The organism is Actinoallomurus iriomotensis, assembly GCF_030269445.1.
Lineage (GTDB): Bacteria > Actinomycetota > Actinomycetes > Streptosporangiales > Streptosporangiaceae > Actinoallomurus > Actinoallomurus iriomotensis.
Map to the genome: position 1 here is coordinate 1,544,215 of NZ_BSTJ01000001.1, position 19,605 is coordinate 1,563,819.

Below are 19,605 nucleotides of genomic sequence, written 5' to 3' on the forward strand. Positions count from 1 at the left end.
ATCACGTTAGTCGGGGGCACGCGGCGCCGTACGGCAGATCGAGTGGCGCCTCGCGCAGGTCGCGCAGGGCGAGTTGCTCGACCATGAGGACGCCGGCGGACTCGGGCCACAGCACCGCCCAGATCCAGTTCGCGAGCGCCTCGCCCGCGTACGCCGCCGTCTTCTCCGTGCCCAGCGCCCACATCGACACCGGATGACCGTCGATCTCGACCTTGGCGTTCGGCGCCGTGACCCCGAAGTCGTGGCCGGGGTCGGGGCCCTTCAGCCCCGCGTACGAGGCGCCCAGCCCGACGCCGGGCTCCTCGGCGACCAGCACGAGGTCGGCCGGACCGCCGATCGGCGAGGGGCCGGACAGCGCCACGGCCACCGCGATCGCCCCGCTGCGCTCGTCACCGACCTCGGCGAACCCGCTCACGAGCCAGCCCGTGGGCGGCGGCCAGGGCACCCACACCGGCACGCGGGCCCGCGAGCGCACGGCCTCCAGCGCCTCCGCGCAGGGCCTCATCGGCGGTTGCAGCGGCGGGACCTCGCCGTGTACGAGGCAGGTCCACGCGCTCGACCACGCGCTGGGCGGTACGAGACGCCCGCGGCACCGCGGGCACGTGGGCGCGGTCCTCATGGTTACTCACAGTCGCCCCTACGCGAGGGAACGTCAAGCTCTTCACCTGCGCGATCGCCCGATCAGGCGGACGATTCGTCACTCCGGGTACGCTCCATGCCCGCCGCGCGGCCCTTGGCGGCGATCACCAGGGCCATCTTGCGCGACGCCTCGTCGATCATCTCGTCGCCGAGCATCGCCGCGCCCCGCCCCTGGACACGCGTCGCGTGGTCGTAGGCGTCGAGGATCAGCTCGGCGTGGTCGTAGTCCTCCTGCGACGGGGAGTAGACCGCGTTGCCGGCCTCGATCTGCGCCGGGTGCAGCACCCACTTGCCGTCGAAGCCCAGCGCGGCGCTCCGCCGTGCCGCCCGGGTGAAGGCCTCGACGTCGCGGACGCCGAAGTACGGCCCGTCGATCGCCTGGAGGTCGTGCGCACGGGCCGCGAGCAGGATGCGCATGAGGATGAAGTGGTAGGCGTCGCCCTCGGTGTACCCGGGCGGCTGCTCCCCGACCACCAGGGTCTTCATGTTGAGCGACGCCATCAGGTCGCCGGGCCCGAACACCAGCGTCTCCAGGCGCCGCGAGGAGCCCGCGATCTCCTCGACCCGGGTCAGCCCGCGCGCGTCCTCGATCTGGGCCTCGATGCCGATCCGGCCGACCGGCAGACCCGACGCCTGCTCGATCTGGGTGAGCAGCAGGTCCAGCCAGACCACGTGGTCCGGTGAGCTCGCCTTGGGCAGCATGAGGCAGTCGAGGTTCGCCCCCGCGCCCTCGACGACCTCGATGACGTCCCGGTAGGCGTACGGGGTGGTCACGTCGTTGATCCGTACGACGCGGACCCGGTCGCCCCAGCCGCCGGCGTTCAGCGCCGCGACGACGTGCGCCCGCGCCTCCTCCTTGGCCTGCGGCGCGACCGCGTCCTCCAGATCGAGGAAGAACTCGTCGGCGGGCAGCTCCCGCGCCTTCTCGATGAAGCGCGGGTTGCTGGCGGGCACCGCGAGCGTCGTCCGGCGAGAGCGCATGCACCGGATGGTATCCACCCGTGGGAGACTGCGATCGTGGACATCGCCGCGCTGGTCGAGGAGGCCACCAAGAAGTCGGGCATGCTGTGGCTGGCGCTGCCCGACCTGCCCTATCCGCGCGCCGCCTGGCACGTCTGGCACGCGTACGGCGAGCAGAGCGCCGCGTACGTCGTCACCGGCGGCATCGAACAGCCGCTGCCCGGCCTGCCGGAGGCCGAGCGGATCACGGTGACGGTCCGCAGCAAGGACAAGGGCGGCCGGCTGGTCTCCTGGATCGCCGCCGTCGAGCAGGTGGAGCCGGACTCCGAAGAGTGGGCGGCCGTGGTGCCCCTGCTCGCCAAGACCCGCCTCAACGCCCCCGACGGCGAGCACCAGACCGAACGCTGGGCCAAGGAGGCGTTCGTCATCCGCCTCACCCCGACCGGCGAGGTCGCCGAGGCGCCCGGCAGCCTGCCCGACGACTACGCCGCCGTACGCCCGGCGCCCAGCCCGGCCACCACCACCGGCCGCAACCCGTTCATGGTCGGCGCCCGGAGACGCCGCTCCGACCGCTAGCCCCGCGCTGCGCGGTGGCCGAACGACAGGACGCGGTGCTCGACGATCGACTCCAGCTTGTCCGGGTTGGCCACCAGGTGCAGCGTGTGAACCCTGCCGTCCGCGATCTCGGCGGTCATCGCGCTCAGCACCGTGTCTCCGCCGCGGATGACCACCCCCGGCGCACCGTTGACGTCGGTGATCTCCACGGTCATGTCCTCGGGGGCCACGCCGTCGTACGGGCGCTGCCCGATGCCGATGAGGAAGCGCGCCACCTCGGCGCCGGTGAGCGGGCGGCGTGGCGCGAGGCGCTTGCCGCCGCCGTCGGGCACGAGCACGACGTCGGGCGCCAGCACGGTGAGGAGGCGTTCGATGTCGCCGCCGAGCGCCGCGGACAGGAACTCCTCGGTGACGCGGCGCTGTTCGACGCGGTCGGCGGTGAAGCGCGTCCGCCGCTCCGTGACGTGCCGGCGGGCCCGGACCGCCACCTGCCGGACACTCGCCTCGGACCGGTCGAGCGCGTCCGCGATCTCCGCGTGGGAGAACCCGAAGACCTCCCGTAGGACGAACACCGCCCGTTCCAGCGGTGACAGCGTCTCCAGCACGACCAGCATGGCCAGCGAGACGGAGTCGGCCAGTTCGACGTCGTCGGCGACGTCGGGCGAGGTGAGCACCGGCTCGGGCAGCCACGGGCCGACGTAGGACTCGCGCCGCGAGCGCACGGTGCGGAGCCGGTCGATCGCGGTGTTGGTGACCGTGCGGACCAGATAGGCCCGGGGGTCCTCCACCCCCGTACGGTCGGCGCCGGACCAGCGCAGCCAGGCGTCCTGCACGATGTCCTCGGCGTCGGCGACCGAGCCCAGCATGCGGTACGCCACGGAGAAGAGCAGCCCGCGGTACGTCTCGAAGGCCTCCGTGAGGCCGGTGGTATCCCCCGTCACGCGTCCCATCGTGTCATCCTCGGATGGGGCGGGATAGATCACGCTTTACCGCTGGAGAAGACGCGTCTCGGTAGCCTTCGAGCATGACCGCAACGCCATCGCGGGTGTTCGTCGCGCGCCTGGCCGGGATCGCCGTGTTCGATCCCGCCGGAGACCAGATCGGCCGGGTGCGCGACGTCGTCGTCATGATGCGCCCCGCTCCGCGCGCGCCCCGCGTGCTGGGGCTCGTGGTCGAGGTCCCCCCGCACCGCCCCGTCTTCCTGCCGATCACCCGGGTCACCAACATCGACGCCGGCGCGGTGATCTTCGATGGCCGGATCAACATGCGCCGGTTCCAGAAACGCGGCTCCGAGACGCTCGCGCTCGGCGAGATGCTCGACCGCAAGGCCGAGCTGGCCGACAGCGGAGGCGAACAGGTCGTCGTCTTCGACCTGGGCATGGAGCAGAGCCGTACGCGCGACTGGCTGATCACCAAGGTCGCGGTGCGCCGTACGGGCGGCACCGGGCACGGGCACCGCTGGGCCGGCGGAGGACGCGGCGCCGCGCGGCTCGGCCTGCGCCGGCGGCACGGCGAGACACTCGTGGTCGACTGGGGCGCGATCAGCGGCCTGCGCGTGCTCGAGGAGGGGCAGGGCGCGGCCAGCCTGGTCGCGGCGTTCGAGCGGATGCGCGCCCCCGACCTGGCGAACGTCGTCCACGAGCTGTCCGCGAAACGCCGCGCCGAGGTGGCCGCCGCGCTCGACGACCGGCGGCTGGCCGACGTCCTCGAAGAACTCCCCGAGGACGACCAGGTCGAGATCCTCGGTAAGCTCGACATCGACCGCGCCGCGGACGTCCTGGAGGAGATGGGCCCCGACGACGCGGCCGACCTGCTGGGCGAGCTGCCCTCCGAACAGCGCGAGCAGCTGCTGGCGCTGATGCAGCCGGAGGACGCCGCGCCGCTGCGCCGGCTGCTGACCTACGCCGACGACAGCGCGGGCGGCATGATGACCACCGAACCGGTGATCGTCTCCCCGGACGCCACGGTCGCCGAGGCGCTCGCGCAGATCCGCAACCCCGACCTGAACCCGGCGCTGGCCGCCCAGGTGTACGTCTGCCGGCCGCCGAACGAGACCCCCACCGGCCGCTACCTCGGCACAGTGCACTTCCAGAGGCTGCTGCGCGAGCCACCGCCCACGCTCGTCAGCGCGATCTGCGACACCGAGCTGGACCCGCTGCGGCCCGAACTGCCCCTGGAGACGGTCTCCAGCTACCTGGCGACCTACAACCTCGTGTCCGTGCCGATCGTGGACGAGAACGGCCGGCTGCTCGGCGCCGTGACCGTCGACGACGTGCTCGACCATCTCCTGCCGGACGACTGGCGCGAGAGCGGGATGGACACCGACCCCGGCATTGGCGTGGACGCCGAAGAAGAGGCCCTGCGCGGAAAGGAGTGACGATGAGCATCGGCCTGGACCGGGCGCGCGATCAGCGCCGCATCGGCCGCCTCGACCAGCCCCGGGACATCCGCCGGCAGCTGGTGCCGCGGCTCTACTACGACCCCGAGGCGTTCGGGCAGTTCTCCGAGAACATCGCGCGGTTCCTCGGCACCGCCCGGTTCCTCGTGTACATGACCGTGTTCGTCGTCGTGTGGTTCGGCTGGAACATGCTCGTCCCGCACGGCGTGCGATTCGATCCGTACCCCTTCATCTTCCTGACCCTCATGCTGTCGCTCCAGGCCTCGTACGCCGCGCCGCTGATCCTGCTGGCCCAGAACCGCCAGGACTACCGCGACCGCGTGCAGTACGAGGGCGACCGGGCCCGGCACGAGCGCAACGTGTCCGACACCGAGTACCTCACGCGCGAGGTGGCCAGCCTGCGCATGGCGATGAACGAGGTCGCCACCCGCGACTGGATCCGCGACGAGCTCCAGCACCTGCTCAAGGAACTGGAGAGCCGCCGCGACGAGCCGAGGTGACGTAGATCCCGCCGCGTTGGTTCGCCCGCCGCCCGCCCGCTCAATACCATGGGGGTATGGCCTCCCCCACGATCGAGCAGGTGAATGCCGCGCTCGCCACGGTGAACGACCCGGAGATCCGGCGTCCGATCACCGAGTTGGACATGATCAAGGGCGTCGACATCACGCCCGAGGGCGGGGTGAAGGTCGCCGTGTTCCTCACCGTCGCCGGCTGTCCCCTGCGCGACACGATCACGCGCGACGTCACCGCCGCCGTCTCCAAGGTCCCCGGTGTCGCCGGAGTGCAGGTCGACCTCGACGTGATGAGCGAGGAACAACGCCAGGCCCTCCAGCAGAAGCTCCGCGGCGGCCAGGCGGCCAAGGAGATCCCGTTCGCCAAGCCGAACTCCCTGACCCGCGTGTACGCGGTGGCGAGCGGCAAGGGCGGCGTCGGCAAGTCCTCGGTGACGGTCAACCTCGCCGCGGCGCTGGCGGCCCAGGGCCGCAAGGTCGGCGTGGTCGACGCCGACATCTACGGCCACTCGGTGCCCCGCATGCTCGGCGTCACCGGCCGGCCCACCCAGGTCGAGCAGATGATCATGCCGCCCAACTCCCACGGCGTGAAGGTCATCTCGATCGGCATGTTCACCGAGGGCAACGCGCCCGTCGTGTGGCGCGGGCCGATGCTCCACCGGGCGCTGCAGCAGTTCCTGGCCGACGTCTACTGGGGTGACCTCGACGTCCTCCTCATGGACCTGCCGCCGGGCACCGGCGACATCGCGATCTCGGTGGCGCAGCTGCTGCCGTCCGCGGAGATCCTCGTGGTGACCACGCCGCAGCAGGCCGCCGCCGAGGTGGCCGAGCGCGCGGGCGCGATCTCCGCGCAGACCCACCAGACGGTCGCCGGCGTCATCGAGAACATGTCCTACCTGCCCTGCCCGCACTGCGGCGAGCCGGTCGACGTGTTCGGCTCCGGCGGCGGCCAGACCGTGGCCGACGCGCTCACCCGTACGCTCGGCACGTCCGTGCCGCTGCTCGGCCAGGTGCCGATCGACGTGCGGCTGCGCGAGGGCGGCGACCAGGGGCGTCCGATCGTGCTGGACGACCCGGACGCGCCCGCCTCCAAGGAGCTGCGCGGCATCGCCGACAAGATCTCCGGGCGGGCCAAGAGCCTGCGCGGCCGGCAGCTTGGTCTCACTCCGAACCGCGGTTGACCAACCCGAGGGTGTGTTCGCGCTTGACGCGCGGTGCCCACGTGATTTCGTGGATGTATGGCATTCGACGGGGTCATGCGGGGGACGGTGCTGGCCGCGGCTCTGGTGGTCGCGGCCTGCGCGTCGGTCGGCTGTAGCGGGCACTCAAAACGCTTAACGACGCCGCGAGGCGGAGACGCCACTCAGGCCGACGCGCCGGGCGGCACCCCGAAGTCCTGGGGTGCGCCGGTCCTGTGGGACGACTTCGGCGGCACCGCGCTCGACACGCGCAAGTGGCAGGTGTACCAGGCGCCCGACGCCTCCAGCCATCGTGGCATCGCCGCCGGCACCCACGTCTCGGGCGGGGTCCTCGACCTCGTGGGCGGGGTCTACGGCGGCCGTGACCAGGGCGCCGGCGTGATCTCCCGCCTCGCCCAGACCTACGGCCGCTGGGAGGCCCGCATCCGGGCCGACCGGGGCAACGGCTACTCCGCGACCGCGTTCCTGTGGCCGGTGCACATGGGCGACCCGGAGTACGCCGAGATCGACTTCGCCGAGATCCTGTCGGGCAACCGCAGGAGCGGCGGCCTGTTCATCCACCACGGGCCCGATGACCAGCAGGTGCAGCGCACCACGCGCGCCGACTTCACCAAGTGGCACACCGTGGGCGTCGACTGGCTGCCCGGCCACGTGACCTTCTGGATGGACGGCAAGAAGACCTGGAGCTACATCGGGTCGTTCGTCCCGCGGCAGGCCGGGATGCAGCTCTACCTGCGCAACGAGATGCGCGAGGGGTTCCACCGCGCGCCGAGCACGCCCAAGCGGATCACCATGCAGGTCGACTGGATCCGGGTCTACCGCGCTCCCAGCAGCGCGCGGTGACGCGCGGTCAGGTCGCCTCCGGGTCGTACGGGGGCCGCTCGCCGAAGGGCAGCAGCGGCTCCTCGGCCGGCATCGGCCCCGGCTGATCGAGGTCGTCCAGGTCCTCCAGGAGGTGCTTGCGGACGAACCGGCGCGGGTTGAGGTCGGCCACGTCGAAGTCGGCGAACTCCGGGCCGAGGCCCTCGCGCAGGTCGTCCCTGGCGCTGTTGGCCATGGCGCGCAGCTGGCGCAGCGCGCGGCCCGCCTGCGAGGCGACCTTCGGCAGCTGGTCGGGGCCGAAGATGATCAGAGCGAGCACGACGAGGAGAAGCGCCTCACCGAGTCCTACGTCGAACACGCGTCCTCCACCTGATGCCCCGCGGCCTTCCTGCCGAGGCCGCGAATCCCAGCTTAACCGCGACCTCCCCCCGCGTCTGCCGCGCGGGACCCGTCAGTTACCCGCGCCCAGCGTGAGTACGGTCGTCGACCGCTGCGAACCGCGGGTGTAGGCGACCTGGACCCGGTCGCCCGGCGCCTTGGCGCGGATCGCCATGATCAGTTCGTCCGAGCCGGAGATCGGCTTGCCGTCGAACGCGGTGATGATGTCACCGGCCTTCAGCCCGGCCTTCTCCGCCGGTCCGCCGGGCGTGATCGTGCCGCCCTTGCAGGACTGGGCGCCGTCGGTGGCGATGCGGGCACCGCCGCCCTGGTAGGACATGTCGATGCAGGCGCCGATCACCGCGTGGGTGGCCTTGCCGTTGTTGATCAGCTGCTCGGCGACCTTCTTGACCTGGTTGCTGGGGATGGCGAACCCCAGCCCGATGCTGCCGCTCTGCTGCTTGTCGCCGAGCGACTGGCTGCCGAGCGTGGCGATCGCGGAGTTGACCCCGATGACCTGGCCCTTGGAGTCGACGAGCGGGCCGCCGGAGTTGCCCGGGTTGATCGCCGCGTCCGTCTGGACCGCGTTGATGAAGGCGGACTCGCCGCCCTCGCCGCTGGTGCTCACGGGACGGTTGAGGGCGCTGACGATGCCCGTCGTGACCGTGCCGGCCAGGCCGAGCGGAGAGCCGATGGCGATGACGGGGTCGCCGACCGCCAGGTTGTCGGAGTCGCCGAGGGTGAGGGCCTTGCGACCCGCGAGGGTGCCCGGCTTGATCACGGCGATGTCGGAGGTCGGGTCGTGACCGACGATGGTCGCGGTCGTGGTCTTGCCGTCGCTGAAGACCACCTGCATGTTTCCGCCGCTGACGGCGGGCGCGACCACGTGGTTGTTGGTCACGATGTAGCCGCCGTTCACGACGAAGCCGGTGCCCGCCCCGCCCTCGGTGCCGTTCGTCACCTTGATCATCACCACGCTCGGCACCAGCCGCTGGGCGATGCCGGCGACCGATCCGGGGTCGCGGTTCTTGGCGCCGGTCGTGGAGGTCTTGCCGCTGCCGAGGTCGACGGTGCCGCTGTGGTCACCGGTCGCCAGCACGCCGACGCCGGCGCCGAGCGCCCCGGCCAGCAGGGCGATGACGACGGAGACGACCAGGAAGAGGCTCGTGGACGGGCCACGGCGCCCACGCGGCTCCGGCGCGGGGACGGGCGCCCAGTTGGGGCCGGGCTGAGCGGGGTAGCCACCGCCCGGCGGCTGCGGGGGGTGGGGCTGCTGCTGGGTGTTCCAGCCGTTGTACGAGGGCGCCGCGTGGCGCTGCTGGTCGTACGGCTGCTCGTAGTGGTGCGGCGAGAAGGAGGGGCGTGGCCGGCCGGGCGCGTCGGTGTGCTGCGGTGCTCCGTACGGCGAGCGCGGTCCGGGGTCGGGCGGCGCCATGCCCTGCGGTCCGCTCGGCGGTCCGCTCGGCGGCCCGATGGGAAGCCCGCTCTGCGGCCCGGTGGGAGGTCCACTCGGCGGCCCACCGGCGACGATCTGGTCCGTCGGGCCCTGGGGACCCACGGAGTTCCGCGGCTCGAACTCTGCCGTGCGCCGGTCGTCCTGCGGCGGACCCCCGGGCGCGCGGTTGTCTTCCGTCATCACCTGACTCCTTGCCGACCGCGCATGGACCTGTCGTCGTCTCCCCCACTATGGCGCGCGAGGTATGTGGCGAGCATAAGCGACCTTGACGGTGAAACCCGCCGGTTCACGGCTTCATCCCCCGGTGACGAAACGACGTCGAATCCCCATAGCAAAGGGGATCTCCACAGATCAGTCAAATGGGTTGGCCCATGAGGTAAGCCGGTCGAGCCCGCGGTGGAGACGTCCCCAGAAACCCGTTTCGCCGTGGGGCAGCGCGGCCACCACGCTGTCGACGACGGGGGGCGGCGCGTCGGCGAGGACGGTGAAGACGTAGCCCCGGCTCGCCCACATGGCGCGCTGCTGCATCGTGTCGCTCAGGTAGACGGTGCGGCCGCCGCGGGTCGCCTTGTGCCAGTCGGCGACGCTGCCGGCGTCGAGCGTGCCGCGCTGGAGGAAGACCGAGACCACCGAGAGCCCGTCGGAGTAGCTGAGGTGCACGACCGGGCCCTGGCCGTCGAGCTGCCGCGCGTCGTACAGGCTGAGGCGGTCGGGCAGGGTGTCGCGGACCGGCCAGCCGCGGTAGCGCAGCGAGCCCAGGTCGGCGCCGGCGAGCTGGTGCGCCCAGGGCGCCTCGACCGTGCGCGGCGCGGACGTCAGGACGTACTGCGTCTTGGGCGCGGTCGGCCGGATCTCGGTGAAGAACGTGAGGTTGACCTCGCGGCCCTGCTGGTCGAGCAGCTCACGCCGGAGCATGAGCCCGGTCTGGCGGTCGATGTGGAAGCGGCCCGCCGCGCTGCCGTCGGCGCGCCGCGCCTCGATCACGGACGTGGCGCGGCCGGACACCTCGCCCTGGCCGGCGCGTACGACCGCGTAGTTGCGCGCCAGCAGGTCGAGCATCTTCGACGTGTAGCCGGTGAGCCCGCCGGTGCGGTCGGAGTCGTCGGCCTCGAACATCTGGCCGCCCTGGTCGGCGGTGGTGCTCTGCACGCGCATGTGAGTGCCGTCGCCGGGCACGTGGGTGACCTTGACCAGCGAGGTGGTCGCCATCCCGCTGCGGCTCCAGGCGGTGATGAACTGCGTGCCCTCGTACGGCGTCGTGCGCGCCGCGCCCTCGGCGCCCCGCAGCAGCCGCAGCGCCTCGGGGTCGGACTGGAGCCGGGCGCCGCTCGCCGTGTCACCGGTCGTGACGAACCACAGCATGAGAAGCGCGGCGGCGATGCCTCCCGCCATCCACGAGTTGCGTGAGATCCGGTGAGTCACGGGCTATCGCTGGTCTTCTCTGCCGGCTTGGGGTCGGTCAGGGGAACGTCGCCCGACGTCAGGGCGTGTTCGACCGCGAACTGCTCGACCGATGGAGCCACGCGCGGCAGCGAGCGTGGGTCCGAGCCGGCGGCGAACGCCGCGGAGCCGATGCCGAGCACGGCCAGGGTCGCGGCGCCGGCGACGAGGTAGCGGCCGCGCGGCAGCCGGCGGCGCGCGGCGGCACGGCGCGTACGGCCGGCGGGACGGGTGTCGCGGGGACGGGTGGCGGGACGCTCGGCGGACGGGCCGCGGCTCTCCCCGGGGAGGCGACGGGCCGCCGGCGGCAGCGGGTCGCCGGGCTCGCCCATGGCCTGGAGCCGGGCGAGCAGACGCTCGCCCGGGGCCGCGTCGCCCATCGCGCGGAGCCGGCGCTTGAGGGCTCGCAGCTCGTCGGCCTCGGCCCGGCACAGGTCGCATGCCGCGAGGTGCGCCAGGGCACGGTCGCGTTCGTCGTGCCCGAGCTCGCCGTCGACCAGCGCGGTGAGGCGCTCCCCCAGATGACTCATGGGCCCTCCTTCTTCGGAGGAGTGACCACAGGGCCGCGTCTTTCGATTCCCTCGCTTCGCTCGGTCATGAGCCCTCCTACGTCGGAGGGAGTGACCACAGGACCGCGTCTCTTGATTCCCTCGCTTCGCTCGGTCATGAGCCCTCCTACGTCGGAGGGAGTGACCACAGGACCGCGTCTCTTGATTCCCTCGCTTCGCTCGGTCATGAGCCCTCCCACGTCGGAGGGAGTGACCACAGGACCGCGTCTCTCGATTCCCTCGCTTCGCTCGGTCATACCGCCTCCTCGGGACGGCGGCGCCGGGGACCGCGGTGTTCGAGGGCGGCGCGCAGCTGCGCGCGCCCGCGGTGGATCCGGCTGCGTACGGTGCCGAGCTTCACGCCCACGGTCGCGGCGATCTCCTCGTACGACAGGCCCTCGATGTCGCAGAGCACGACGACCGCGCGGTAGTCGGGGGCCAGGCCGTCGAGTGCCGCCTGGATGTCGGCGTCGAGCTTCTTGTCGTCGTACGCCTGGGCGGGAGTGGGCTCGTTGCCGTGCAGGCGCTCGGCGGCGTCCTCGGCGAGCCCTTCGAAGCGGATGCGCTGCCGCCGCCGCGCCTGGTCGAGGAACAGGTTGGTCGTGATGCGGTGCAGCCAGCCCTCGAAGGTGCCGGGCTGGTAGTTGGCCAGCGACCGGAAGACGCGGACGAAGACCTCCTGCGTGAGGTCCTCGGCGTCGTGCGGGTTGCCGGTGAGCCGGAACGCGAGGCGGTAGACGCGGCCGGAGTGCTCGCGCACGATCTCGTCCCACGAAGGGGGTGTCCAGGCGATGCCGGCGTCGCGCACCGTCGCTCCCCTCTCACGCAGAAGTACTGCCACCGCCATACTGCCCCGTTTCTTCCTTTCCGCCTACCGGCTGCCGTGGCCCTCCTGAAGAACGTGACGATAGGCGGCGGAGTTCCCCACCCGCAGTAGTCTTTGACCTCGCAGGCTAAGGCTCCATGAGGAGGAAGTCATCGACGCGGTGAAGGCCACACTGGCCTACGTGGAGCAATACCTCCCCGAGGACGAGCCGCTGCGCAACGCGCGCCGTCGCGGCGAGGACGTCGGCGCGACGCCCATCGGTCCGGCCGGCGGCGCCGCCCTCAGGTTCCTCGCGACCGCCATCAGCGCGCGCACGGTCGTCGAGATCGGCTCGGGCTGTGGCGTCTCCGGCATCTGGCTGCTGCGCGGCATGCGGCCGAACGGCGTGCTGACGAGCGTCGACGTCGAGCCGGAGAACCAGCGGCTGGCCCGCGAGGCGTACGCCGAGGCCGGCTTCCCGACCTCGCGCGCCCGCCTCATCACGGGCCGCGCACTGGACGTGCTGCCCCGTCTCACCGACGGAGCGTACGACCTGGTCTTCTGTGACGCGATCAAGCAGGAGTACCCCGACTACCTGCCGGAGGCGCTGCGGCTGTTGCGGCCGGGCGGCGTGGTGGCCTTCGACAACGCCCTGCGGGGCGACACGGTGGCCGATCCCGCCAACCGCTCGCCGGACACCGTGGCGGTCCGCGAGCTCGGCCGGCTCGTCCGCGACGACGACCGGCTGACGCCGATGCTGCTGCCGGTCGGGGACGGGCTCCTCGCCGCGGTGAAGGGTGAATGAGGGTACTCCGGCGACCGGTCCCGGATGACGCGCGGCCGGTGGGGTGCTCCCTCGTCCTGCTGGTGTTCTCGGCCGTCTTCGCGGCGGCCGCCGTGCCGTCCCTACCGGGGTTCGGCGCGGTGCTCTACCTGCTGGTCGGCGTGGCCGGAGTCCTGCTGTTCGGGGCCGGCCTGGCGACGGCCGCCGGCCGGTTCCTGGCCCGGCGGCCGGTCCTCGAACTGGACGAACGCGGTGTACGCCTGCCGGCGCCCTGGCCGTGGCCGCGGACCCGCGACCGTGTCCTCGACTGGACGGACCTGGCCGCGGCGATCGTGTGGAGCACCCCGTCGCCGCGCGGCCGGCGTACGGTGACCGGTCTGGCGTTCCTGCCGACGGCGGCCGCCGCCGAACGCACCCTGCCGCCCCCGAGCGCCGAGATCCTGGCGCTGGGCCTGGACGACGTGCCCGGCGTGGCGTCCGCGCGCTGGGCGACCCGGATCCAGCCCGGCTGGGACACGGACGCCGAGCGGATCCTGACCGAGGTACGCCGTCGCGGCCTCCCGGCCGTCGACGCCCGAACCCGCTGACGCGGCGTCAGTTCTCCTTGTTCCCGAGCCAGCGCAGGAGCAGGCGGACGCCGTAGCCGGTGGCGCCCTTGGTGATCTCGGCGTCGTCGGAGGTGGCGCGGGCCGGGCCGGCCACGTCCAGGTGGGCCCACGGCCGGTCGCCGGCGAACTCCCGCAGGAACAGGGCGGCGATGACGGAGCCCGCGCCGTAGCCGCCGCGGCCGATGTTCGCCACGTCGGCGACGTCGGAGTCGATCGCCGGGCGGTACTCCTCGACCAGCGGCATCCGCCACAGGGACTCTCCGCTGTCCTCGCTCGCGCCCAGCAGGTCGCCGGCCAGCGTCTCGTCGGTGGAGTACATCGCGGCGTACCGCAGGCCGAGCGCGACCTTGGCGGCGCCGGTCAGGGTGGCGATGTCGACGACGGCCGCGGGGGCGAGCTCAGCGTCGGCGTACGCGAGCGCGTCGGCCAGGACCAGGCGGCCCTCGGCGTCGGTGTTGAGGACCTCGGAGGTGGTGCCGCCGTAGTGGCTGATGACGTCGCCGGGGCGCATCGCCGAGCCGGACGGCATGTTCTCGGCGGCCGCGACCAGCCCGGTGACCCTGACCGGCACGCCCAACTCGCGCAGCGCGCTCATCACGGCGATGACGACCGCGCCGCCCGCCATGTCGGTCTTCATGGTCTTCATGCCCGCGTTCGGCTTGAGGGACAGGCCGCCCGAGTCGAAGGTGATGCCCTTGCCGACGAGCACGATGGGACGTGCGTCGGCGACGCCCTCGGGCTCGTAGGTCAGCTCGATCAGACGCGGCGGCCGGGCCGAGCCCGCGCCGACCGCGATGAGCCCGCCGAAGCCCTGGGCGGCGAGCGCCACCTCGTCGCGTACGCGTACCGTCAGCGAGCCGTCCGCGGCGAGCTCCTCCGCGCGTTCGGCGAGCCACTGCGGGCACTTGTCCAGCGAGGTGGTGTTGGTGAGGTCGCGGGCGAGCGCCACCGCGCGGGCGACCGCCGCGCCGCGCTCCAGGACGGCCGATGAGGAGGTGACCACGCTGATCGACTCGGCGCCGGGCCGCTTGGCGGTGCCGCCGACGCGAAAGTCGTACGACGCCAGCAACAGCCCCTCCGCGAAGGCCGCGAGGGCGTCGTCCTCCGCTTCCGACGGACCCCCGACGATCACCTTGCCGCAGCCTCTGACCTGCCGGGCGACGGCCGCGCCCGCGCGCCGCAGCGCGGAGACCGACCCGTCGCCCACGCCGAAGAGGAGCAGCTCGGTGATGCCGTCGCCCATGCGGAACGGGGCCCTGACGATCTCTCCCGGCTCGCCTTTCGCGTCCTCGTGGGCGAGCAGGTCCGCCGCGCCCAGCGCGAAGATGCCCGCCAGCCCGTCGGCGTACGCGGGGTCGATCTCCGGCCCGGAGCGTACGGGGACGGCGACCGCCTCGGCCGTGGTGGCGGCGTCGCGGATCGTCCCGTCGAGCGCGCGGAGCTGCGTCTGTAGTGGCACGTACTCTCTCCTGGCCCTCTCCTGATGAGCAGTGAGGCCCCGGCGTCAGCCGGGGCCTCACTCGATGAATCGACTCGACCGGAACGATCCGCCCGGTACGGGCGAGGCGTCCTAGCCGACAACACCCTTCAAAGCGTCCCCGAGCTCGCCTGCCTCATCTGCCGACAGTTCGACAACGAGCCGCCCGCCACCTTCGAGCGGGACACGCATGACGATTCCGCGCCCCTCCTTGGTAACTTCGAGCGGACCATCGCCTGTCCGCGGCTTCATCGCCGCCATGCGTGCATCCCCTTCCTGCCTAGGGCCGCGTGGGGCCGCCGGGCTTCCTTGGCCGCTGACCCGCCTGCCGCATCAACGTCAACTGTGGTGGACCATTATCCCGTTTTCGGGACGCTAAGTGGTAACGATCAGCTCGGAGATCGTCAGACTGGAGTTCTATGAATGCCCGTTCTGCCCTCTTCGACCTCTACGGTGACCACCTTCGGACCCGAGGCAGAAGCGCACCGATCGCCTCGCTCGTACGGCTGCTGGCGGCCCTGGACATCGCCGCCCCGGCCGCGCGCACCGCGGTCTCGCGCATGGTCCGGCAGGGGTGGCTGTCACCGGTACGGCTGCCTCAGGGCCGCGGGTACGCGCTGACGACCAAGGCCGTACGGCGCCTCGACGAGGCGGGACGGCGCATCTACCGTGACGCGCCCGACACGTGGGACGGACGCTGGCATCTGCTTGTTATCCAGCATATTCCCGACCGAGCGCGGCGCGACCGGCTACGGGCCGGGCTGGGCTACCTCGGCTACGCCGCGCTCGACGACACGACGTGGATCAGCCCTCGCGCCTCGGCCGAGCTGGAGCCCCTGTTCGCGACCGAGGGCGTGCGGGCGGAGCGGTTCGCCGCCGGCTATGACGGCGACGCCCGCGGCCTGGTGGCGCGCGCGTGGGACCTCGACGGGCTGGCCCGCGCGTACGAACGCTGGATCGACGAGGCCGCCGAGCTCCTGGCGACGTGTCCCGGGGAGGGCGACGAGGAGGCGTTCGCCGTGCGCAGCCGGCTGGTGCACGAGTGGCGTAAGTTCCTGTTCCGTGACCCGGGGCTGCCGGCGACGCTGCTGCCCGACGACTGGCCCGGCACCAGGGCCGCGCGATTCTTCGACGAGGAGGCGGCGCGGCTCTTGCCCGCGGCCTCGCGGTTCGTCGATCGTTGCCTCGATGGCCGGTAGAGACCTGTAGTCGGTCGAAGGAGCCCGAACGTGCCGGAGAGCGTGCAGTACGACCTGGCGGACGGTGTGGCGACGATCACGCTCGCCCGCCCGGACGCGATGAACTCACTCACAGTGACGGCCAAGACGGAGCTGCGTGAGGCGGTGGAGCGGGCGCGGGACGACTCCGCCGCGCGCGCGGTGCTGCTGACCGGCTCCGGCCGCGCGTTCTGCGTGGGCCAGGATCTGGGCGAGCACGCGGACAACCTGGAGGCGGGCCGCGGCCTCGACGGCACGCTCGAGGACCACTACGCGCCGATCGTCCTGGCGCTCAGCGGCATGCCGAAGCCGGTCGTCGCCGCCGTCAACGGCGCCGCGGCGGGCGCCGGGCTGTCCTTCGCGCTGGCCTGCGACGTGCGGATCGCGTCGGAGAAGGCCTCGTTCGCCACCGCCTTCACCCGCATCGGTCTGACGCCGGACAGTGGCCTGTCCTGGACACTGCCACGCGTGGTCGGCCGCGCCAAGGCGCTGGAGCTGCTGCTGCTCGCCGAGCCGGTACGCGCGGCCGAGGCCCTGGAGCTCGGTCTGGTGAACGCCGTCGTGCCGCCCGAGTCGCTGGCGACCGCGGCCCGCGACCTGGCCGCCCGGCTCGCGGCGGGCCCCACGGTGGCGTACGCCGCGGTGAAGGCGGCGGTGGACCACGCGGCGGTGACCGACCTCGCCGGCGCGCTCGCCAAAGAGGCGGAGCTCCAGGAGTCCTGCGCCCGGACCGCCGACCACGCCGCCGCCACCAGGGCGTTCCTGCGCAAGGAGCAGCCCGTCTTCCACGGCCGCTGACGACCGTCCGCGGGCGCTGGATGCGCGAGACGGCGAGAGGTTGTCACGGCGGCCTCAACCGGACATAACGCGTTGCGCGAGTGAGCCGGACGGTTACTCTCCGACCCATGGCGACGCGAACCGCGCTCACGGCGGGGGCGATCGGAGCCGTCACCGCCACCTTGCTGGTGGTCTCGGTGGTGCCCGATCCCGTGGGCTGGATCGCGGCCGCCGTCGTGACGGCATCCGCCGTACCCGCCGCGGTCACGGTCACCCGCCGGCCGATGGCGGACACCGTCTGGCGAAAGCGCACGCCCGCGGAGGGCATCGTCGACTGCGCCGGACAGAGCCTCGGCATCGGCGACACCGTACGAGCCGGAGACGGCTTCGACGGCCCGATGGAACTGGGCTTCGGCCGGGGCGTGGTGGTGAAGGTCGGCCGTGGGAAGGCACATGTCCGCTTCAACGACATACCCGGGCAGGTTCACGCGGTCACGCCCGGCACTCTGCGCCGGCTCTAGTCGCGGCGCGGCCGCTTGCGGCCACGGCGCCGGCGGCGACCGTTATTCAGAGCCACCGGCCGGCCCGCCCGCCGTGGGGAACGCACCGTACGGCGTCGCGCGCCCGGCCCGGATCCGCACCGTGACGCGGCGGACACCGGAACAGCACCGCGCGGAACGGCATTCCGCGTCCACTCGCGATCGAGGCGGTGATCGATGAGCGAGCCGTTGATCGCTTGATGCGGACGGCTCGTGCACCTTTTGGGTGCGACGTAAATTGGGCGGGCCAAAGATTTACTCGTACTACCTGCGAATTGTGCGTACGCTGCATGGAGGGGGATTCTCCGGCCAGTGCCTCGCCGGGGTAGGACAGGCCTCGGTGAATGCAGGGACGGCGAACACGTTGACCGGGCAGCGGGGGTAGACGCGACCACCGACTCGCGCTTTGGGCTGCCTGCAACCCATGTCACCAGGCCGGTGAAACCCGTCCGGCCGATTAGGGAGAGGAACCGTGAGCACGACCGACTCCGCCCACTGTTGGCGTCGAGAAGCATTCGGCAGCCGTTCCACTACCGCGAAAGAGGGACTGAAATGACCGCCCGCTGGCGCCGCAGCAGCCGCAGTGGCCACGCCGGCGACAACTGCGTGGAAATAGCAATGAGTACGCGCCTGAACGCCAAGTCCATTATGCTGAACCCGCCGCAGAATGGAAAAGGTCCAAGAAAAGACGACCTCATCCGCAGCCACCGGGCCCACCCCTGGGACCGGCTCTGAACGATCAGTCCGCGATGTAGGCGCCACGCCGGTGACACTCCACCAGGTGGTCATCGACCAGCCCGCACGCCTGCATCAGGGCGTAGACGGTCGTGGGACCCAGGTGCCGGAAGCCATGCCCCTTGAGCTCCTTGGCCAGCGCCTTGGAGCCGGGGGTGATGGCCGGCACCTCCGCGACCGTCTTGGGGGCCGGCGCGCCCGGGTCGGCGTACTTCCACACGAGAGCGGCCAGCCCGTCCGGCAGGTCGAGCGAGGCGCGGGCGTTCGCGATCGCCGCCTCGATCTTGCGGCGGTTGCGCACGATGGACGCGTCGGCGAGCAGCCGCTCGACGTCGGCCGGGCCGTACGCCGCGACCTTCTCCGGCGCGAAGTCGTCGAAGGCGCGGCGGAAGCCCGGTCGCTTGCGCAGGATCGTCAGCCAGGACAGCCCTGACTGGAACGCCTCCAGACAGAGGCGCTCGTACAGCCCGCGGTCGTCGCGGACCGGCCGGCCCCATTCGTCGTCGTGGTAGGCGATGTAGTCGGGCGCCGAAACGCCCCACGGGCAGCGCGCCAGCCCGTCGGGGCCGATCATCGTCATTCGAACAGTTTAGCGAGACGGCGGAGCGAGGTGTGGAGCATGAGACGGGCGAGCGGGCCGACCGCGATCCAGCCCGCGCGGCCGATCGGGCCCAGCGGCAGGTCGATCAGCTCGGCCCAGGTCACCCGGCACCGTCCTCCGGGGATGTCCAGCAGGTCGAAGCGGCCCTCGCCCCGCACCAGCCGCCCCGTGTGACGGACCGCGACACGTGTCGGCGGCGTCCACTCGGAGATCACCATGGTGTCGAGGAAGCCGATCGGCCCCACGCCGGTCCAGGCCTCGACGCCCTCTCCCTCGGCGGCGCCGCCCTCCGCACGGGTGAAGGGCACCCACTCACCGTGCATCTGCCAGTCGACGAGCAGTTCCCACACGTGTTCGGCGGGCGCCGGCATGTCCACCGTGGCGTGCACGGCCACGCGGCTCACTCGCCGTCGTCCTTACGCTCCACCGGCCGCTCGGCCGCCTCGGCCGGTTCGGCGGCCTCGGCCGGTTCGGCCGGCTCCGGGGACTCTGCATGCTCGGCGGGCTCGGCGGGCCGCTCTCGCGACGCCTCAGCCGGCTCTTCCCCCGCAGGCTCGGCCGGGCGCTCCTCGGCCGCGTCGGCCTCCTCGGCGTCGCCGGGCCGGTCGACGATCGTCTGCCAAGGGTCGCCGATCCGCGTGGACCCCTCGGAGGGAGCGTCCACGCGGGTGGGGAGAGGGTCCAGACGCGACAGGCCGAGCGGGATGTCGGTGCGGGTGACCATCGGGTCGGGCTCGTCGTCGCGCGCCGCGGGAAGGGCCGCATGCCGGTCGCCGCGCCGCTCCGGGCGCAGGTCGGGCCGCGTGTCGCCGTCGCGGCCCTGACGCGCCTCGGCGAGTTCCTGCTCCAGGACGGCGATGCGCGTGTCGCGCTCGGTCAGCTCGTACGCGAAACGCTGCAGCGCCTCGTCGGTGATCTGCTTGTGGTAGCCCCAGAGCCCGAGCGGCAGGCGCAGGAGCGCCGCGTCGGTGCCGCCGACAGTGCGGCGTCCCGGCAGGGCCAGCGGCGGGTGGTCCGGGTGCTCCGTGGAGAGCTGCCCGCCTCCGCCCACGGCCACGACGACGATCGCGCCCAGCACGGCCACGGCGGCCAGCGCGACGGTGATGGTCATGACGAGCAAGATCGAGCTCCCCTCTGTGCCTCGATCACCCGATC

At 72.3% G+C, this 19,605-nt stretch carries 24 protein-coding genes; 11 read left to right on the plus strand and 13 right to left on the minus strand.

Going from position 1 to position 19,605, the window contains the following annotated elements; translation table 11 throughout:
- Position 1 precedes the first annotated feature (1 nt).
- Both QSK37_RS07340 and QSK37_RS07345 read right to left on the minus strand, forming a co-directional pair.
- Positions 2–619, minus strand: a complete 618-nt coding sequence (locus tag QSK37_RS07340; RefSeq protein ID WP_285618435.1) for a DUF6758 family protein — start codon at positions 617–619, stop codon at positions 2–4.
- A 62-nt stretch (positions 620–681) separates the two neighbouring features.
- A complete protein-coding gene (locus tag QSK37_RS07345) occupies positions 682–1,620 on the minus strand; it encodes an HpcH/HpaI aldolase/citrate lyase family protein (protein WP_285618437.1) in 939 nt (312 codons plus the stop codon).
- Between the two features lie 36 nt (positions 1,621–1,656).
- Here QSK37_RS07345 and QSK37_RS07350 point away from each other — a divergent pair, with 36 nt between their 5' ends.
- Positions 1,657–2,175, plus strand: coding sequence for a hypothetical protein (locus QSK37_RS07350; RefSeq protein ID WP_285618439.1), 519 nt, complete (start codon positions 1,657–1,659; stop codon positions 2,173–2,175).
- On the opposite strand, the gene QSK37_RS07355 is transcribed toward QSK37_RS07350, so the two are convergent.
- Positions 2,172–3,104, minus strand: a complete 933-nt coding sequence (locus QSK37_RS07355; RefSeq protein WP_432705528.1) for an RNA polymerase sigma-70 factor — start codon at positions 3,102–3,104, stop codon at positions 2,172–2,174. The genes QSK37_RS07350 and QSK37_RS07355 overlap by 4 nt on opposite strands.
- 74 nt (positions 3,105–3,178) lie before the next feature.
- Here QSK37_RS07355 and QSK37_RS07360 point away from each other — a divergent pair, with 74 nt between their 5' ends.
- From QSK37_RS07360 to QSK37_RS07375, 4 genes are read left to right on the plus strand one after another with little or no spacing between them, the layout of a single operon-like run.
- Positions 3,179–4,531, plus strand: a complete 1,353-nt coding sequence (locus tag QSK37_RS07360; RefSeq protein WP_285618444.1) for a magnesium transporter MgtE N-terminal domain-containing protein — start codon at positions 3,179–3,181, stop codon at positions 4,529–4,531.
- A gap of 2 nt (positions 4,532–4,533) precedes the next feature.
- Positions 4,534–5,052 (plus strand): DUF1003 domain-containing protein, encoded by a 519-nt coding sequence (locus tag QSK37_RS07365; RefSeq protein ID WP_285618445.1) that lies wholly within the window; start codon positions 4,534–4,536, stop codon positions 5,050–5,052.
- A 56-nt stretch (positions 5,053–5,108) separates the two neighbouring features.
- The gene (locus tag QSK37_RS07370; protein ID WP_285618447.1) at positions 5,109–6,245 is read left to right on the plus strand and encodes an Mrp/NBP35 family ATP-binding protein; all 1,137 of its coding nucleotides are present in this window, start codon (positions 5,109–5,111) and stop codon (positions 6,243–6,245) included.
- Between the two features lie 57 nt (positions 6,246–6,302).
- On the plus strand, positions 6,303–7,106 hold the full coding sequence (locus tag QSK37_RS07375) for a glycoside hydrolase family 16 protein (protein WP_285618449.1): 804 nt from the start codon (positions 6,303–6,305) through the stop codon (positions 7,104–7,106).
- 7 nt (positions 7,107–7,113) lie between these two features.
- Here QSK37_RS07375 and QSK37_RS07380 read toward each other — a convergent pair whose 3' ends face one another.
- From QSK37_RS07380 to sigE, 5 genes are all read right to left on the minus strand, one after another.
- Positions 7,114–7,443 carry a sec-independent translocase gene (locus tag QSK37_RS07380; RefSeq protein WP_285570649.1) on the minus strand — a complete coding sequence of 110 codons (330 nt, stop codon included), beginning with the start codon at positions 7,441–7,443 and terminating at the stop codon, positions 7,114–7,116.
- Positions 7,444–7,536: 93 nt separating this feature from the next.
- A complete protein-coding gene (locus QSK37_RS07385) occupies positions 7,537–9,099 on the minus strand; it encodes a S1C family serine protease (RefSeq protein WP_285618451.1) in 1,563 nt (520 codons plus the stop codon).
- Positions 9,100–9,270: 171 nt separating this feature from the next.
- Positions 9,271–10,341: a sigma-E factor regulatory protein RseB domain-containing protein gene (locus QSK37_RS07390; RefSeq protein WP_285618452.1), complete on the minus strand. Its 1,071-nt coding sequence runs from the start codon at positions 10,339–10,341 to the stop codon at positions 9,271–9,273.
- Complete coding sequence (locus tag QSK37_RS07395; protein ID WP_285618454.1) at positions 10,338–10,889, minus strand: anti-sigma factor family protein; 552 nt, start codon at positions 10,887–10,889, stop codon at positions 10,338–10,340. Before QSK37_RS07395 ends, QSK37_RS07390 begins: the two co-directional genes overlap by 4 nt.
- Positions 10,890–11,160: 271 nt before the next feature.
- The gene (sigE, locus tag QSK37_RS07400) at positions 11,161–11,754 is read right to left on the minus strand and encodes an RNA polymerase sigma factor SigE (protein ID WP_285618456.1); all 594 of its coding nucleotides are present in this window, start codon (positions 11,752–11,754) and stop codon (positions 11,161–11,163) included.
- Between the two features lie 139 nt (positions 11,755–11,893).
- On the opposite strand from sigE, the gene QSK37_RS07405 reads away from it, so the two are divergent.
- Both QSK37_RS07405 and QSK37_RS07410 read left to right on the plus strand, forming a co-directional pair.
- Positions 11,894–12,517, plus strand: coding sequence for an O-methyltransferase (locus QSK37_RS07405; protein WP_285570661.1), 624 nt, complete (start codon positions 11,894–11,896; stop codon positions 12,515–12,517).
- Positions 12,514–13,083 carry a hypothetical protein gene (locus QSK37_RS07410; RefSeq protein ID WP_285618458.1) on the plus strand — a complete coding sequence of 190 codons (570 nt, stop codon included), beginning with the start codon at positions 12,514–12,516 and terminating at the stop codon, positions 13,081–13,083. The genes QSK37_RS07405 and QSK37_RS07410 overlap by 4 nt, the downstream gene beginning before the upstream one ends.
- 7 nt (positions 13,084–13,090) lie before the next feature.
- Here the strand turns inward: QSK37_RS07410 and QSK37_RS07415 are convergent, their stop codons facing one another.
- Entirely contained in the window at positions 13,091–14,563 is a 1,473-nt protein-coding gene (locus tag QSK37_RS07415; protein WP_285618460.1) for a leucyl aminopeptidase, read from the minus strand.
- 111 nt (positions 14,564–14,674) lie between these two features.
- Positions 14,675–14,842 (minus strand): DUF3117 domain-containing protein, encoded by a 168-nt coding sequence (locus QSK37_RS07420; protein ID WP_141954058.1) that lies wholly within the window; start codon positions 14,840–14,842, stop codon positions 14,675–14,677.
- 158 nt (positions 14,843–15,000) lie between these two features.
- On the opposite strand from QSK37_RS07420, the gene QSK37_RS07425 reads away from it, so the two are divergent.
- The 4 genes from QSK37_RS07425 (at position 15,001) to QSK37_RS51640 (ending at position 17,849) form a co-directional block, all read left to right on the plus strand.
- A complete protein-coding gene (locus QSK37_RS07425; protein ID WP_285618462.1) occupies positions 15,001–15,780 on the plus strand; it encodes a PaaX family transcriptional regulator in 780 nt (259 codons plus the stop codon).
- 30 nt (positions 15,781–15,810) lie between these two features.
- Positions 15,811–16,596, plus strand: a complete 786-nt coding sequence (locus QSK37_RS07430; RefSeq protein WP_285618464.1) for an enoyl-CoA hydratase-related protein — start codon at positions 15,811–15,813, stop codon at positions 16,594–16,596.
- Between the two features lie 107 nt (positions 16,597–16,703).
- Positions 16,704–17,096: a hypothetical protein gene (locus QSK37_RS07435; RefSeq protein ID WP_285618466.1), complete on the plus strand. Its 393-nt coding sequence runs from the start codon at positions 16,704–16,706 to the stop codon at positions 17,094–17,096.
- A 570-nt stretch (positions 17,097–17,666) separates the two neighbouring features.
- Positions 17,667–17,849, plus strand: coding sequence for a DUF397 domain-containing protein (locus QSK37_RS51640; RefSeq protein WP_432705529.1), 183 nt, complete (start codon positions 17,667–17,669; stop codon positions 17,847–17,849).
- Positions 17,850–17,853: 4 nt separating this feature from the next.
- Here the strand turns inward: QSK37_RS51640 and QSK37_RS07440 are convergent, their stop codons facing one another.
- Genes QSK37_RS07440 through QSK37_RS07450 form a run of 3 tightly spaced genes read right to left on the minus strand, consistent with a single transcriptional unit; the run spans position 17,854 to position 19,561 of the window.
- On the minus strand, positions 17,854–18,429 hold the full coding sequence (locus QSK37_RS07440; protein ID WP_285618467.1) for a DNA-3-methyladenine glycosylase I: 576 nt from the start codon (positions 18,427–18,429) through the stop codon (positions 17,854–17,856).
- Complete coding sequence (locus QSK37_RS07445; protein WP_285618469.1) at positions 18,426–18,854, minus strand: SRPBCC family protein; 429 nt, start codon at positions 18,852–18,854, stop codon at positions 18,426–18,428. Before QSK37_RS07445 ends, QSK37_RS07440 begins: the two co-directional genes overlap by 4 nt.
- Positions 18,851–19,561, minus strand: a complete 711-nt coding sequence (locus QSK37_RS07450; protein WP_285618471.1) for a hypothetical protein — start codon at positions 19,559–19,561, stop codon at positions 18,851–18,853. The genes QSK37_RS07445 and QSK37_RS07450 overlap by 4 nt, the downstream gene beginning before the upstream one ends.
- Between the last annotated feature and the right edge of the window lie 44 nt (positions 19,562–19,605).

Bases quoted from the DNA above. Each gene is read 5' to 3' on its own strand.
- QSK37_RS07340 (WP_285618435.1), bottom strand. From the start codon at position 619: ATGAGGACCGCGCCCACGTGCCCGCGGTGCCGCGGGCGTCTCGTACCG.
- QSK37_RS07345 (WP_285618437.1), bottom strand. From the start codon at position 1,620: ATGCGCTCTCGCCGGACGACGCTCGCGGTGCCCGCCAGCAACCCGCGC.
- QSK37_RS07355 (WP_432705528.1), bottom strand. From the start codon at position 3,104: ATGGGACGCGTGACGGGGGATACCACCGGCCTCACGGAGGCCTTCGAG.
- QSK37_RS07360 (WP_285618444.1), top strand. From the start codon at position 3,179: ATGACCGCAACGCCATCGCGGGTGTTCGTCGCGCGCCTGGCCGGGATC.
- QSK37_RS07365 (WP_285618445.1), top strand. From the start codon at position 4,534: ATGAGCATCGGCCTGGACCGGGCGCGCGATCAGCGCCGCATCGGCCGC.
- QSK37_RS07370 (WP_285618447.1), top strand. From the start codon at position 5,109: ATGGCCTCCCCCACGATCGAGCAGGTGAATGCCGCGCTCGCCACGGTG.
- QSK37_RS07375 (WP_285618449.1), top strand. From the start codon at position 6,303: ATGGCATTCGACGGGGTCATGCGGGGGACGGTGCTGGCCGCGGCTCTG.
- QSK37_RS07385 (WP_285618451.1), bottom strand. From the start codon at position 9,099: ATGACGGAAGACAACCGCGCGCCCGGGGGTCCGCCGCAGGACGACCGG.
- QSK37_RS07395 (WP_285618454.1), bottom strand. From the start codon at position 10,889: ATGAGTCATCTGGGGGAGCGCCTCACCGCGCTGGTCGACGGCGAGCTC.
- sigE (WP_285618456.1), bottom strand. From the start codon at position 11,754: ATGGCGGTGGCAGTACTTCTGCGTGAGAGGGGAGCGACGGTGCGCGAC.
- QSK37_RS07410 (WP_285618458.1), top strand. From the start codon at position 12,514: ATGAGGGTACTCCGGCGACCGGTCCCGGATGACGCGCGGCCGGTGGGG.
- QSK37_RS07420 (WP_141954058.1), bottom strand. From the start codon at position 14,842: ATGGCGGCGATGAAGCCGCGGACAGGCGATGGTCCGCTCGAAGTTACC.
- QSK37_RS07425 (WP_285618462.1), top strand. From the start codon at position 15,001: ATGAATGCCCGTTCTGCCCTCTTCGACCTCTACGGTGACCACCTTCGG.
- QSK37_RS07435 (WP_285618466.1), top strand. From the start codon at position 16,704: ATGGCGACGCGAACCGCGCTCACGGCGGGGGCGATCGGAGCCGTCACC.
- QSK37_RS51640 (WP_432705529.1), top strand. From the start codon at position 17,667: ATGACCGCCCGCTGGCGCCGCAGCAGCCGCAGTGGCCACGCCGGCGAC.
- QSK37_RS07440 (WP_285618467.1), bottom strand. From the start codon at position 18,429: ATGACGATGATCGGCCCCGACGGGCTGGCGCGCTGCCCGTGGGGCGTT.
- QSK37_RS07450 (WP_285618471.1), bottom strand. From the start codon at position 19,561: ATGACCATCACCGTCGCGCTGGCCGCCGTGGCCGTGCTGGGCGCGATC.